The 14401-nt window shown below is 63.7% G+C and carries 11 protein-coding genes; 6 read left to right on the top strand and 5 right to left on the bottom strand.

Annotated features, from left to right (window positions below; genetic code table 11):
• Together BLW40_RS11175 and BLW40_RS11170 are read right to left on the bottom strand one after the other, a co-directional pair.
• Entirely contained in the window at positions 1-426 is a 426-nt protein-coding gene (locus BLW40_RS11175; protein ID WP_074768549.1) for a DUF5615 family PIN-like protein, read from the bottom strand.
• Positions 423-1070, bottom strand: a complete 648-nt coding sequence (locus tag BLW40_RS11170; RefSeq protein ID WP_074768547.1) for a DUF433 domain-containing protein — start codon at positions 1068-1070, stop codon at positions 423-425. Before BLW40_RS11170 ends, BLW40_RS11175 begins: the two co-directional genes overlap by 4 nt.
• 232 nt (positions 1071-1302) lie before the next feature.
• Between BLW40_RS11170 and BLW40_RS11165 the strand changes: the two genes are divergently transcribed.
• Both BLW40_RS11165 and BLW40_RS11160 read left to right on the top strand, forming a co-directional pair.
• Positions 1303-3228 carry a conjugal transfer protein TraG gene (locus BLW40_RS11165; RefSeq protein WP_074768545.1) on the top strand — a complete coding sequence of 642 codons (1926 nt, stop codon included), beginning with the start codon at positions 1303-1305 and terminating at the stop codon, positions 3226-3228.
• An 11-nt stretch (positions 3229-3239) separates the two neighbouring features.
• The gene (locus BLW40_RS11160; protein WP_211656767.1) at positions 3240-3644 is read left to right on the top strand and encodes a ribbon-helix-helix domain-containing protein; all 405 of its coding nucleotides are present in this window, start codon (positions 3240-3242) and stop codon (positions 3642-3644) included.
• Here BLW40_RS11160 and BLW40_RS11155 read toward each other — a convergent pair.
• On the bottom strand, positions 3587-6940 hold the full coding sequence (locus BLW40_RS11155) for a TIR domain-containing protein (RefSeq protein ID WP_074768543.1): 3354 nt from the start codon (positions 6938-6940) through the stop codon (positions 3587-3589). The genes BLW40_RS11160 and BLW40_RS11155 overlap by 58 nt on opposite strands.
• 110 nt (positions 6941-7050) lie before the next feature.
• On the opposite strand from BLW40_RS11155, the gene BLW40_RS11150 reads away from it, so the two are divergent.
• The 4 genes from BLW40_RS11150 to BLW40_RS17410 are packed head-to-tail and all read left to right on the top strand — an operon-like array spanning position 7051 to position 9858.
• The gene (locus BLW40_RS11150) at positions 7051-7284 is read left to right on the top strand and encodes a VirB8/TrbF family protein (RefSeq protein ID WP_244511148.1); all 234 of its coding nucleotides are present in this window, start codon (positions 7051-7053) and stop codon (positions 7282-7284) included.
• Positions 7281-8246, top strand: coding sequence for a P-type conjugative transfer protein TrbG (trbG, locus tag BLW40_RS11145; protein WP_170834565.1), 966 nt, complete (start codon positions 7281-7283; stop codon positions 8244-8246). The genes BLW40_RS11150 and trbG overlap by 4 nt, the downstream gene beginning before the upstream one ends.
• Positions 8243-9457 carry a TraB/TrbI/VirB10 family type IV secretion system protein gene (locus BLW40_RS11140; RefSeq protein ID WP_074768539.1) on the top strand — a complete coding sequence of 405 codons (1215 nt, stop codon included), beginning with the start codon at positions 8243-8245 and terminating at the stop codon, positions 9455-9457. The genes trbG and BLW40_RS11140 overlap by 4 nt, the downstream gene beginning before the upstream one ends.
• 11 nt (positions 9458-9468) lie before the next feature.
• Positions 9469-9858 (top strand): DUF2274 domain-containing protein, encoded by a 390-nt coding sequence (locus BLW40_RS17410; protein ID WP_139305572.1) that lies wholly within the window; start codon positions 9469-9471, stop codon positions 9856-9858.
• Here the strand turns inward: BLW40_RS17410 and BLW40_RS11130 are convergent.
• Both BLW40_RS11130 and BLW40_RS11125 read right to left on the bottom strand, forming a co-directional pair.
• Complete coding sequence (locus BLW40_RS11130; RefSeq protein WP_074768537.1) at positions 9834-11006, bottom strand: efflux RND transporter periplasmic adaptor subunit; 1173 nt, start codon at positions 11004-11006, stop codon at positions 9834-9836. The genes BLW40_RS17410 and BLW40_RS11130 overlap by 25 nt on opposite strands.
• Complete coding sequence (locus tag BLW40_RS11125) at positions 10999-14118, bottom strand: efflux RND transporter permease subunit (RefSeq protein ID WP_425283715.1); 3120 nt, start codon at positions 14116-14118, stop codon at positions 10999-11001. Before BLW40_RS11125 ends, BLW40_RS11130 begins: the two co-directional genes overlap by 8 nt.
• Positions 14119-14401 lie beyond the last annotated feature (283 nt).

Below are 14401 nucleotides of genomic sequence, written 5' to 3'. Positions count from 1 at the left end.
TCACCCTTCAGCCGGTAGCGAGTAACGCACGATCCGGATATCTGCGTCTGTCTCGCTGCTCAGGGTGATTTCCAGCACCTGATTGACCAGATCGGACTGCGTGTCGAGGTCGTCGAGCGCCACCTCGAACAGTTCCATCTGCATGTCGAGATCCATGCCGACCGGACCGTTGAGGCAAATGAGCCCGGCATGGAGGTCGATATCGACGTATTCGCCGCTGCCTCCCGGGGCGTTGGCCGGGCCACGGAAATCGATCGAGTTCTTGGTGACGAAGGTCCAGTCGCCCTCCAGGATCACCGGCATCAGCTCCCAATCCTTGGCGCCGCCCTTGCCGATCCAACGGACATGGGAAGCCTCAAGATGGCCGCGCTCACGGGCCAGCTTGGCGAGCTCCTCGCTCAAGCATTCGTCGATCAGTAGCCTCATGCCCGGCGACGCCGGGGCACGGTGCGCTCGGCGGAGAGGGTGGCGTCCGGCGGCAGGATTGTGAAGCGGCGTGGCCGGCCGCGCACCGGATTGGCTTCGCCATAGAGGAGGGCCAGATCGAGAGCGGTTTCGTCCAGCCCTGGATAGGCGGCGAAAATCCGCTCACGAGGAAGTCCGGCGGCGACCGAGGCGACCAGATCGTAGACCGGGATGCGGGTGCCGCGGATCACCGGACTGCCACCCAGGATCCCCGGATCCTCGACGACCATCGCCCGCGTCGCCTCAAGCCGGGTCGAGCGATCATCGGCGTCGGCGATGAAGTCCGACAGGGTGACGGAGAGGAAGCCGTCGCGGACGGTCCAGTTGGCCTTATTCCAGCCGACGAACGGGTGACGGGCCATGTCGCCGGTGATGCGTTCGGAGAAGCTGTGGATCAACGTCAGGCGCTTTTCGGCGGTCAGGGCCTTGGCCGCGCGAAAGTAGAACCCCACCAGCGGGCAGGCGGCCAGTTGCACGCGTCGACCGTCATCCACGGTGTACAGCGCTGCGGGCAGGATTTTCTCGTCGATCACCCGGTTGATGTCGCGGACGGTGACGCTGGCGACGATGGCAGCTTCGCTCGGGGTCAGCAGACTGGCGCGCATGGCGATCCTCGAAAAAACATTCCGACACACCGGAAGATAATCAATGGGAGCCGGTTCGACAAGGGCTCCGTCTTGTCCGAAGCCGGTGATGGGTCGTTACCGGCACACGGGGCAGGATGTCTGGTTGATCGTAAATCATCGTAGCTAAAGGCGATTTTCGATTCCGGGGTTCTGCCTGACCCTTATCCCAAGCGCCCGGCAACAGTGCCGGACCGGTTCGGGACAGGCCGCCATGACCCCCACTAAGCTGCTGATCGGCCAGATCCTGGTCGTTTTCGCGATCACCCTGTTCGGGGTGTGGTCGGCGACCCAATGGGCGGCGGCGATGCTCGGCTATCAGACCCAGCTCGGCCCGCCCTGGCTGGTGCTCTTCGGCACCCCGGTCTATCGCCCCTGGCAGTTGTTCCCCTGGTGGTATGCCTACGAGGCCTATGCGCCGCACATCTTCGACAAGGCGGGGATGCTGGCCGGGGCCAGCGGCTTCATGGGCTGCGCCGCCGCGATCGCCGGTTCGCTGTGGCGGGCGCGGCAGAGCCGGCTGGTCACCACCTACGGCTCGTCGCGCTGGGCGACCGCCCGGGAAGTGGAGCGGGCCGGGCTGTTCCGCTCGGCGGGGGTGTTTCTTGGCCGACTGGGCAACCGTTATCTGCGCCATGACGGCCCCGAGCATGTGATGGCGTTCGCGCCGACCCGCTCGGGCAAGGGCGTCGGGCTGGTGGTGCCGACCCTGCTGTCCTGGACCGGCTCTGCGGTGATCCACGACATCAAGGGCGAGAACTGGCAGCTCACCGCCGGCTGGCGGGGGCGGTTCTCGCATTGCCTGCTGTTCAATCCGACCGATCCCCGTTCCGCCCGCTACAACCCGCTGCTGGAAGTCCGCAAGGGCGCCGACGAGGTCCGCGACGTCCAGAACATCGCCGACATCCTGGTCGATCCCGAAGGTGCGCTGGAGCGGCGCAGCCACTGGGAGAAGACCAGCCATTCCCTGCTGGTCGGCGCGATTCTCCATGTGCTGTATGCCGAGGAGGAAAAGACCCTGGCCCGGGTCGCCACCTTCCTGTCCGACCCCCGCCGCGGCTTCGCCACCACCCTGCGCCGGATGATGGAGACCAACCATCTCGGCACCCCCGACCATCCCCAGGTCCATCCGGTGGTGGCGTCGGCGGCGCGGGAAGTCTTGAACAAATCCGAGAACGAGCGCTCCGGCGTGCTATCGACCGCGATGTCGTTTCTCGGCCTTTATCGTGACCCGGTGGTTGCCGCGACCACCGTCGCCTGCGACTGGCGGATCGCCGATCTGGTCGATGCCGAGCGGCCGGTGTCGCTCTATCTGGTGATTTCGCCGTCGGACATCTCGCGGACCAAGCCGCTGGTCCGGCTCGATTTCTTCGAGACCGCGCTGGCCTTCATGGCCGGCTACGGCATCCGCGCCTATCTGATCGCCCAAAGCCTCAACCAGATATCCAAGGCCTATGGCGAGAACAACGCGATCCTCGACAATTGCCATGTCCGGATTGCCTTCTCCAGCAATGACGAGCGCACCGCCAAGCGGATTTCCGACGCGCTCGGCACCGCCACCGAATTGCGTGCCCAGCGCAACTATGTCGGCCACCGGCTGGCGCCATGGCTCAGTCACGTCATGGTCAGCCGCCAGGAGACGGCGCGGCCGCTGCTGACCCCGGGCGAGGTGATGCAATTGCCGCCCGCCGACGAACTGGTGCTGGTTTCCGGCCTTGCTCCGATCCGGGCGAAGAAGCTGCGCTACTACCAGGACCGCAATTTCTCGGCTCGGGTGCTGCCCGCACCGGAGCTGGCCGAGCACAGCTATCTCGATCGCCCGGCCGCCCGTCCCGTCGATTGGAGCGGATTGGTGCGCGGCCCGCACGTCCGCCTCGCCACCGCCGAGGAGTCTGCGCTGGGCTTCGAGGACGAAGGCGGCGTCCAGCAGCAGCGCCATCCCGGCCTGCCCGAGGAGGGAATCGTGGTGGCGGCGCGGTCTGATCCCGAGCCCGAACCTGTCGATGACGATTCCGATCTGCTCACTGACCAGCGGGCGATGGACCGCCTGCGCGGCCTCGGCACGGTGGTTCGCGCCCACGCCATCAACGAAGGCCGCGATGGCGCCGGGCCGGGCGACGATCTGCTGCCGAGCTTCTGAGGGAGGCGAGGATGAACCGCACCAGGATCCGCCATCAATTGTTCCTCGACCCGGACCTCAGTGCCCGGCTGGAAACGCTGGCGGCCAAACCGGGGGTGTCGAAATCGACCATTCTCGCCGACGCATTGGCCGCCTGGCTCAATCGCCGCGGCAGTCAGGAACTCGACGAGCGTTTCGGCCTGCGTCTTCACCGCATCAGCGACCAGCTCGACCGCATCGAGCGCGATGGTCAGGTGCTGCTGGAAAGTCTGGCGCTCTTTGTCCGCTATCAACTGACCGCCGCCGCGCCATGCTGCGCACCGCGATGGGACCGGCGATCGCCGCCGCCCTGGCCGATCCGCTCTATTCCTTTGACACGCTATGTCTTCAGCGATTCCTCTCGCCACCGGCGGACACTCATGACATCGAACCGCTGACCGGTGAAGACGATACTGCGTGGGAACCGGCTGCCTTGGGCAACACGCCGAAGATGGTCGCGAATTTCCATCCAGCGGATGTCGCCGCGCGAGTCGCGAATGATCAGATACACGGGAAACGCCTGCTGTTGCCAATATTCGGCGTGACGCTTCTCGTGGATCGCGAAGATCTCCGCACCGTCTTTTTTCCTCCTCGTCAGGTGGGAATCGCCTGATTTCAGCTGTAGGTAGACCTTGCGACCGGTAGCCTCCCCGCTGTCGGATTTGAATTCGATTTCCATGTCGATACCGTGGTCGCTGACGGAGAACTCGCGGCTAATCTGTCCGGCAAGCGCGACCGTCGAAATCACATCGCCGACAAGCACCCGTTCTTTGCTCTCACTGTCCAATATCCGCGCTGATTCCAACTGGAGATCTCGAACCCTCTGTTTGAGGTCCGGGCTGGCGAAAAGATCTTCGAGTACATCCCACAGGGGAACGCGTCTGTTCGGATCGTCGCATTTTACGCAAGCAATATCGCTCTTGCCCTCATTCAGGCGCTGCATGGCGATATCGCGGTTGCCCACCGGTGTACCGCAGTAGGGGCAGACGTAATGCCGAAAGCGGACGACGTCTTGTGCATTTTGCAGCAAATGCTCATGCACATATTTGCTGAAGATGATCTTTTCCTCGTTTGGGATCGCCGGATCAAAATACACATCCAGTTCACCCGCGCCTTCCGCTCGGCGGGTCAGCTTAACTCCGAGTTGCTTGCCTGTGAGGGTTTTGAAATCCGCAGCGTAACGCCAGAGTTGGTCCTGGTCGAAGGGTGCCGTGTGGTGAAGACGGACCACCAGGGTGGCATAGATGTCGTCGAGGAAGCCATTAAACTGATAGCTCACCAGGACAGCCGGATGCCCCACCAGTTCAGGGCGTTCGCGCCGGTAATAGCTGGGGAAGATCAAAACCGGGCCATCGCCCGTCTGTACGCGGAGACACAGACCACGCTCGACCAGAATCTGATGCATGGCAAGCAGGATGAAGCGCTCCTCCTCGGCCGCGAGCCGTTGCATGGACGGTCGGAAAGAGATATTTCCTTTTAAAACAAGCTCTTCCGTAATGCAGCCGCGCTCGTGTTTGTCCTCGCGCAAGGTTTGGATCACCGCCTGCGCATAGGCGTTGATGCATTCCGGCTGCAGCAACACCCAACTGCCAAAGGCGAGATCCCAGACGATTCCCGGGCCGCACAGCAACCCCACCACCGCCTTCAACTCCTCATCGCTGAACTGGGAAACCGAACCGGTCAGGCGAATCCGCAGCGTCTCCCGCAGTTCGTTGAAGCGGAGAAGGACCCGACCTTCGTCCTTAAGCCGGACAATCTCCTCCTTTAGTTGCCTGAACAGCAGCGGCGAGGAGCGCCAGGGGATCTCCTCCCAATCAATACACTCGACGATCGCTTTCTGGAGATCCGCGCAGCCTGTGCCATCCTTGGCGCTGGTTTCGAGAAACGCGGCAAACCCTCGTTCCCGCGCGAAGGTCTCTACCTGCTGGCGGCTCACTCTCAGCCCCCCGGCGTCGATCCGGCCGGCGACGAGAAGCTTTGAGAAGGGCTTGCCGGATGCCCGGGCGAGGTCACGATCCCACTGGCCGAGTGTCTCGAACACGTCCTCCTTCTGTCCGTCGAACACCAGCACCGCAGCTGCTGTTTCATCGAAATAAAGCTGATGGATCAGGCGCTGGTCCGCCTGACCGCCGAAATCCCACAGCCAGATTTCCCGCTCGGCCTCTCCGGTCTCGATACCCGGCAGTTTCCACTGGGTTGCCCAGGCGCCAACGGTCGAGTCGCTTGGCTGCCAGGATTCGCCGGCGAGCACTTTGGACAGCCCGGTTTTGCCGGCACTGCTGTCGCCGACAAGCAGAACCTTGGCGTTGGTGTATTGGGGGAGAGCGGAGAGGACGGCAGGAATGGCCACAGGATCGGATGGCGTCGTCGCTGTGATGATGTCCGACAGGTCCCAGGACCGGAAGGTACCGCTGCTATCCCCTGAGAACGCGTATTGCTGATCGCGGCTCCACGCGACGAGCCTAATGTCATCGTCGTGCCCGTCCAGAACCCGCAAGCATTTTCCGGTTGAGGTGTCCCAGAGTCGAACTGTCGTGTCAGCTGAGCCAGAGAGAATAAATCGCTGATCCACGCTCCAAGCCAAACTCCAGACGTAGTCATGGTGTCCATGGAACACACGCAGGCACTGGCCGGTGTCAAGATCCCAAAGCCGAATCGTGCGATCCTCACCGCCGGAAAGGGCGTGGCGCTGGTCCGGGCTCCAAATGACCGTCCGCAGTTGGCCCGTATGCCCCTCAAGCACACGCAAGCGCTTTCCGGATTCGGCATCCCAAACATAGATCGTGTTATCCCGCGAGCCCGAGAGGATGCGGCGTTGGTCGGAACTCATGGACAAACCAAAAACGCCATTGGAAGCCTGCGCCGAGAAAGTTCTGAGGCAGGCGCCGCTTGCCGTATCCCAGAGACGAATCGTTCCATCGTCCGCACCGGAAAGGATCAAGGTCTGGTCTTTGCTCCAGGCGACGCAAGAGACAGAGTTCGTGTGGCCTTCGAGCTCACGCAGGCATTTTCCCGTCGTTACATCCCAAAGCCGCAACGTTCTGTCATCGCCGCCAGAGACCGCGAAACGCCCATCCGGGCTCCACGCCACGGCCCAGACATTAAGGCTGTGACCGTGGAACGTGCGGAGGACTGTCCCGCTCTGGATGTCCCAGAGTTTTACGGCGGCTTGCCCGCCGCCGGTGAGCGCAAGGCTTCGGTCCGGGCTGAACGCGCCCGAGAGAACCTCAGTCTCGTCAGCGCTGCTAAAGCTAACAAAATTTTGGCCCAGAGACTCGGCATTTTCTTCGTCCGCTGGCGGCTGACAGGCTTCCCGCAATGCCGAATAGGCCCTTTCCTGCACCGGATGGCGCCAGTCGATATAAGCGATCATCGCCAGACTGCCCCGCAGCGGCGTGTCATCAAGCCGCAACGGGATGAACCGTCGGTCCCGGTTCAGTGGGTCGCGGAATCGGAACGTCTGAGCTTCCATTTGTGACCAGTCGGAGTCGGTCGCGTGCGCCGACATACACAGCACCAGTACGCGCGAATATTCCAGGCCGTGCTCGATCTTCATCGGAATGTTATCGCCGGGCCTGATTCGCCAATCATCAAGCCAGACTCTTATTCCATCTTCCCGTAATTTTTGGGCGATTTCGAAAACGACTGGCTTATCTTTGGAGCTGTGGCTCAGGAAGACATCGAATTCGAACATAAATCAACCATTCGCGTGTATACAATGCGTCTAATGGTACATTTATGAGGTTTCCGTGGCAATTAAATACTTTTTATGATATCGGCGTGTTTTCCTTTTAAGAGAATGTGTTGACGGGGCGGCCCCAGGAACTCCAGGGGGCCGTTCGGTCGGGCTTGTTCCTCACCGAGCAGGCCCGCGCCAACGATCCGTTCGCCCAGATCGGCACTCGCACCGTCTCGGTCCAGGTCACCAGCGTGGTGCGGGCCTCCGAGTCCTCGTTCCAGGTCAAATGGACCGAACAGGTCTATGAGCGCGGCAGCCTCGCCGCCACCAGCCGCTGGACCGCGCTCCCATCAGCATGATTGTTTCGCTCCTCGCCTTGGCCGCCTGCGTCGCCAAGGAGCCGCCGCCAGCGATTGCCTATGACGGGGCCGCTTTCCATCCGGCCGCCATCGCGCCGGAGCCGCCCCGTCCGGTGGAACTGGTCGAGATTCCCACGCCGCTGCCGTTGCCCGGCCAGCTTCAGCCGCTGCCCGAGCCGGTCAAGCCGGACAAGCGGAGGCCGACAATGCGGGTTGCCGCCGCCAACCGTGCGGCGCTGCAGGAACCCTTAGCCTATGGCTACATCAACGCGATCCAGGTCTATCCCTACAGCGAAGGGGCACTGTACCGACTCTATGCCGCGCCCGAACAGGTCAGCGACATCGCGCTGGAGCCGGGCGAGCAGCTCACCGCGGTATCGGCTGGTGACACGGTGCGCTGGGTGATCGGCGATACCACCAGCGGCATGGGCGAATCCAAGCGGGTCCATGTCTTGGTCAAGCCGTTCGCGCCCGGGCTCCGGACCAACCTGATTATCACCACCGACCGCCGCTTCTATCATCTCCAGCTGGAAAGCACCGCCCGCACCAGCATGGCGGCGATCTCTTGGACCTACCCGCAGGGGACGCTTCTCGCGCTGCAACGGAATAACGCCGCGGCCGAGGCGGCGGCCTCGGTCGCCGACGGTATCGCTCTCGAATCGCTGCGGTTCCGCTACGCCATCTCCGGCGACAGCCCGCCCTGGCGGCCGGTGCGCGCCTTCGATGACGGAGCCAAGGTCTATATCGAGTTTCCTGCCCGGATTGATCAGGGCGAGGCGCCGCCCTTGTTCGTGGTCGGGCCTGACGGCGAGGCCCAACTGGTTAATTACCGGGTGCGGCGCAATTACTACATCGTCGACCGGCTGTTCGCTGCCGCCGAACTGCGCCTGGGCGCCGATCCCCAACAGGTGGTGCGGATCAGCCGCACCGATGGCGTGCCCAAGAGCGGGGGCCGGTCATGAATACGCATGACGCCCCCGGCTCGCCCAAGTCCGATCCCGAATCCCTGGTGCTGCGGGCCCCGCCGCGCAACGTGCTGCGATTCAAGCGCGCGCTGCTGATCGGCATCGCCGGGGTAACCTCGGCGACAATCTTCGGCGTGACGTGGTGGGGGCTGAAAGGCTCGGCACTCAGGATCGGGCAGCAGGCTCAGGAACTCTACAACACCGAGCGCAAGACCACCCCCGACGGCCTCGCCGCCCTGCCGGGATCGTATGGCCAGATCAAACCCGACACGCCGCCTTTGGGGCCGCCCTTGCCGGGCGATCTCGGACGACCGATCCTCGAGCATCAGCGCCAGATGGGACTCGTGCCGGGGGCCGAGCCGGTGGATCAGGCGGCGGCGGCCGAACGCCAGCGACTGCTCCAGCAATCGCTGAAGGCCCGCGAAGCCGGGGTGATGTTCCAGATCAATACCCGGCCGCAGCCGGTGGGACCGGCGGCATCCAGTCCGGCGGTGGGGCAGGGGGGCATGCCGTCCAATCCGGATTCCCCCCGGCTCGCCCTCGATCCGGAACGCGATCCGAACGCCCAGCAGCGCAAGCTCGATTTCCTCAGCCAGAAACCGGAGACCGGCATCTATAATCCCCATGCCCTGCAAAGCCCGGCCTCGCCCTGGCAGGTGATGGCCGGCAGCGTCATCGCCGCCAGCCTCGTCACCGGGTTGAAATCCGATTTGCCGGGAATGGTGGTGGCGCAGATCACCGAGAACGTATTCGACAGCGTGACCGGCCGCACCCTGCTGATCCCACAGGGGGCCCGGCTGATCGGCAGCTACGACAGCGTCGTCGCCTTCGGCCAATCCCGCGCCCTACTGGTGTGGCGACGCATCGTCATGCCGGACGGAACCTCGATCCAGATCGACAATCTGCCCGCCACCGACACCGCCGGCTATGCCGGACTCGAGGACGGCGTCGATTACCATACCTGGGCGCTGCTGAAGGGCATCGCCCTCGCCACCCTGCTCGGGGTCGGCACCGAACTCAGTTTCGGATCGAACGAGGGTGATCTGGTCCGCGCCATCCGCGAATCGACCCAGCAGAACGCCGATCGCGCCGGTCAGCGCCTGACCGAGAAAAACCTCAACATCCAGCCGACCCTGACCGTCCGTCCCGGCTGGCCGCTCCGCGTCATCGTCCACAAGGATCTGATCTTGTGCCCCTATCGGGGCTGAAAGGACCCGTCATGTTGAAACTTGGCAAACTGCCCGACCGCACCCCGGTCCGCATCGTCATCACTGTCAGCCCCGACCTCAACCGCGATCTCGTCGCCTATGCAGAGGCGTATCGCCAAGCCTATGGACATGCCGAGACCGTCGCCGACCTGATCCCCTCGATGCTGGATCTGTTCCTCGCCAGCGACCGGGGCTTCGTCAAAGCCCGCAAGGATGGCGCGATCACGGCTGATGCCGTCGAGCCGACCCGGCGGCGGAGGCGGAAGGAGGGCACGCCGGATTCGATCCTTACGGGAGTAGGGGGGCGTTTCATGAGCGTAATGGAAACATCAAATCATCCCAGAATGGCGGTTGGGTCGGGACGCTCACCTCATGCTTATGGAAGCCGATCTTCCTTTTGACCTTTCTCCCCCTCCGGTCTCATCGTCCTGACCAGATCACCGGTCTGGAGTGAATCCGGCGGATTGTTGATCACCGCGTCAGACGAGGTCAGGCCGGCGACCACCTCCACGACCTTGCCGCGATCCCGCCCCAGCGTCACCGGGCGCAGCACCACCCTGCCATCCGAATCAATCTGCGCGACCCGTGGGCCATCTCCCCCCATGATCAGGGCGCTGGGCGGTAGAGTCACGATGTCCACAGCCGCATCGAGCGAGAAGCGGACCTGGACATAAGAGCCCGGCTTTAAGGCCAGATCGGCGTTGTCGGCCTCGACTTCGACCAGCACGGTGCCCGAGCCCGGATCGACCGCGCCTGCCGTGCGGGTCGTGGTGGCCGTAAAGCGGCGACCCGGATATTCGGGAAGCGTCAGAATCGCTTCCATCCCCGGACGGATCTGGGGGGAGTAGAGTTGCGGGACGCGCACGCCGGCGCGGATGCGGCTGATGTCGGCGATGGTGAAGAGTGGCGCGGTCGAGGTGCCGCCCGCGCTCACCAGCGCGCCGATTTCCGCCGAGCGACTGGTCACCACCCCATCGAACGGGGCGACAAGCCGGGTGAAGCCGGTCAGCGTCTGCAATCTGGCCACGTTGGCCTGGGCCGCGCCAGCGATCGCGGTCTTGGCGGCAAGGTCGGCCTGCTTTTCCTCTGCCGCCTGCCTCGACACCACGTCCTTGGCCAGCAAGGCGTTCCAGCGGGCGGCGGTGGTGCCGGACAAGGTCTGGTTGGCGCGTGCCGTCTGAAGATCGGCCTTTGCGGCCGCCAGTTGTTGTTCGACCTCGGGGGCGTCGAGCCGCGCGAGAACCTGTCCCCGGCGGACCCGATCGCCGATATCGACGAACCATTCCCGCAAATACCCCGTTGTGCGCGCATGGATGGGGGCGCTGTTCAGCGGCTGGAGGATGGCGGACAGGGTCAGCACGCCGCCGGAGGCCGCCGGGGCGGGATGGATCACCGCCACACTCGGGATGGCCTGCTCGGCGGTCCAGGACGCCAATTGGTTTTGGCTGTGGACCCGTGTGGCAATTCCCCACCCTGCCACGGCAAGGGCAACGAGCAACAGGGTCGCCACGCCCTTTCGGCCTAAACGGCTCGACGTGTGGTCAGACATTGGAGTCCTCCTGGGCGGCGTGTATCGGGGTGGGGCGGCGATGGACAAGGCTGAAAATAACCGGGACGATCATCAAGGTGGCGAAGGTGGCGACGATCAGGCCGCCGATCACCGCGCGGCCCAGTGGCGCGTTCTGCTCGCCACCATCGCCCAACCCCAACGCCATGGGCAGCATGCCCAGAATCATGGCCAGCGCGGTCATCAGGACGGGGCGGAAGCGGGTCAAACCCGCCTCGAATGCGGCCCGTGCGCCATCGCCCAGTTCGACCAGCCGTTCGCGGGCGAAACTGACCACCAGGATCGAGTTGGCGGTCGCCACCCCCATGCACATGATGGCTCCCACCAGCGCCGGTACTGACAGCGTGGTCCCGGTCGCGAACAGCATCCAGACGATGCCGGCCAACGCACCGGGCAGCGCGGTGATGATGACGAAAGGGTCAAGCCAGCTTTGGAAATTGACGACAATCAGCAGATAGATCAGCACCACCGCCCCGGCCAGACCGAACGCTAAACCCGAAAAGGCGGTATTCATGGTCGCGGATTGGCCGCGCAGCATCGCAGTCGTGGCCTTGGGGGCCTCGGCCTTCATCTCGTCCAGCACCGCGTTGATGTCGGCGGCCACCGCTCCCAGGTCACGCCGGTCGATGGTGGCGAAGATGTTGATGACCGGGGCGATGTTGTAATGGGACACCACCGCTGGCGAAATGCCCCGGACGATGTCGGCGATCCCGCCGAGAGTCTGTGACGTGTCTCCCCCCTGGCCGGTGACCGGGATGCTGGACAACTCGTCCACCGAGCCGATCCGGTATTCCGGTGCTTGGGCCACCACGGGATAGGAGACGCCGTTGTCCGGGTTCAGGTAATAAACCGGCGCGGTCTGCCCGGTGCCCGCCAGCACGCTGGCCAGGCTGGTGGTTACGTCACGCTCGGTCAGTCCGAACTGGCCGATGCGGTTGCGGTCCACAATCACGTTCAGCTGGGGGGAGCGCGACGATTGCTGGAGGCGCGCATCGACCACGCCGGGGATGGTCGCGATCCGCCGCAGCACTTTGCGCGCGAACGCCTCGTTGCCCTTGACGTCGCGGCCGACGATCTGGATGTCGATGGGTGCGGGCGCGCCGAAATTCAGGATCTGGGCGGTGATATCGGCTGGCAGGAACGAGAATTGTATGCCGGGAAACGTCCGTGGCAGGTCTTCGCGCAGCTTGCGGACATACTCCGCCGTTGGCGCATGCTCAGGGGCGAGCTGGATCAAAATATCGCCGTCCTGCGGCCCGATCGTGCCGGAATTGTTATAGACCGAGTTGATGATGCTGTTCGGCATGCCGATGTTGTCGACCAGCGACACCAGTTCATGAGACGGAATGATCTGACGGATCCGTCGGGCGATGCGGTCGAAATCGGCCGAACTGTCCTCGATACGGGTTCCCACCGGCGCCCGGACGTGCAGCACCATGGCCCCAGCATCCACTGCGGGGAAGAAGTTCTGCCCCAGGAACGGCACCAGCAAGAACGACAGCCCCGCCGCCACCAGAAATCCAACGATGACCGGCCGGGGCGATCCCAGCACCCGTTCCAGCATCTGACCGTAGCGGCTCCGGACCTGCTCGAACCGTTGGTCGAAGCCGCGCTGGAAGCGGATCAGCGGATTGCGCGCGCCGGGGTTTCCAGCCTTGGGCGCGTGGGGCTTCAGCAGCGCCATGGCCATGGTCGGCACCAGCGTGCGCGACAGGATGAACGACGCGATCATGGCGAACACCACCGCCAACGCCAACGGCAGGAACAAAAAGCCCGCCACGCCGGGCAGGAAGAGCATGGGAACGAACGCGATGCAGATGCACAGCAGCGAGACGAAGGCCGGCGTCACGATCTGCTCGGCGCCGTCAAGGATCGCCTGACGCACCGGCTTGCCTTGTTCCAGGTGCCAGTTGATGTTCTCGATGGTCACTGTCGCGTCGTCCACCAGGATTCCGACCGCCAGAGCCAGACCGCCCAACGTCATGATGTTGAGCGTGTTGCCGCTGACCGACAGGCAGACGATCGCCGCGAGCACCGCCAGCGGGATGGAAACGGCGATGATGATCGTCGACCGCCATGATCCCAGGAACAGCAGGATCATCACCGAGGTCAGCCCGGCGGCGATGATGCCTTCGCTCACCACCCCTTGCACCGCCGCCTTGACGAACACCGACTGGTCGCCGATCGGCACCACCTTCAGGGCGTCTGGCAAGGTCAACTGGATGGCGGGCAAAGAGTCCTTGACGCCTTGGATGATCGCCAGGGTGGATGCCGCCCCGTTCTTCAACACGGTCATCACCACCGAGCGGCTGCCATCGACGTGGACGACGTTGGTCTGCGGTGCCGCGCCATCGCGCACATGGGCCACGTCGCGCAGGGTGATGGTCGCGCCATTCACCACCTTGACCGGCAGATCGCCCAATTGCTCGACCGAACCGGGGGCATTGTTCAGGCGAACGGCATATTGGGTGCTGCCGATCTTGACGAAGCCGGCGGGGGTGATCTGGGTCTGGGCGGCGATGGCGTCGCCGACATCCTGGGCCGACAGCCCCTTGGATTGCAGGGCCACGGGATCGATGTCGATCTGAATTTGGCGCAGGCTGCCGCCATAGGGATAGGGGACCGTGGCGCCGGGAACGGTGACCAGGGGCGGGCGAATGAGATTCACCCCCAGATCGAACATCTGCCCCTCGGACAATCCCTTGCCGGACAGCGCCAGTTGCAAGATCGGAACGGTGGCGGCATTGTAGTTGAGGATCAGCGGCGGGGTGATGCCGGGCGGCAATTGCCGCAGCATGGTTTGGGACACCGAGGTCACCTGCGCGGTGGCGGTGGGGATATCCGCCCCAGGCTGGAAGAAGATTTTGACGATCCCCATGCCTTGCAGTGACTGACTTTCGATGTGCTCGACATCGTTGACCGAACTGCCCAGCGCCCGCTCATAGGGCGTGATGATCCGCCCGGCCATGTCCTCCGGCGACAACCCGCTATAGGTCCAGGCGATGGCGATCACCGGAACCCGGATGTTGGGGAAGATGTCCACGGGTGTCCGGAGAGCGGCAAGCCCTCCGAAGATAAGAATCAGCAAAGCCATGACCACGAAGGTCAGAGGCCGGGCGAGCGCAATCCTGACGAGTCCGATCATGGTGGGCCTCAGTCGGCCAAAGAGGCTTGTGAGCCGCTGCGCGTGATGTCCATGGGAAGGGCCTTTCCAAGGCAACGGGACTGCTTCGGCAGACCCAATCTGTGTTGAGAAAAATTATCAGTTGCCCCGGTATGCGATTAGAGGGAAAGAATCGCATGGACCTATGAGATAGGCTCATCAATGGCGCGACAGGATTTCGGGGGCTTTTGCCCTCGATCCTCAAATCGGGAGG

The sequence above is a fragment of the Magnetospirillum fulvum genome (assembly GCF_900108475.1).
GTDB lineage: Bacteria > Pseudomonadota > Alphaproteobacteria > Rhodospirillales > Magnetospirillaceae > Phaeospirillum > Phaeospirillum fulvum_A.
This window is presented reverse-complemented; position numbering and strand designations above follow the sequence as displayed.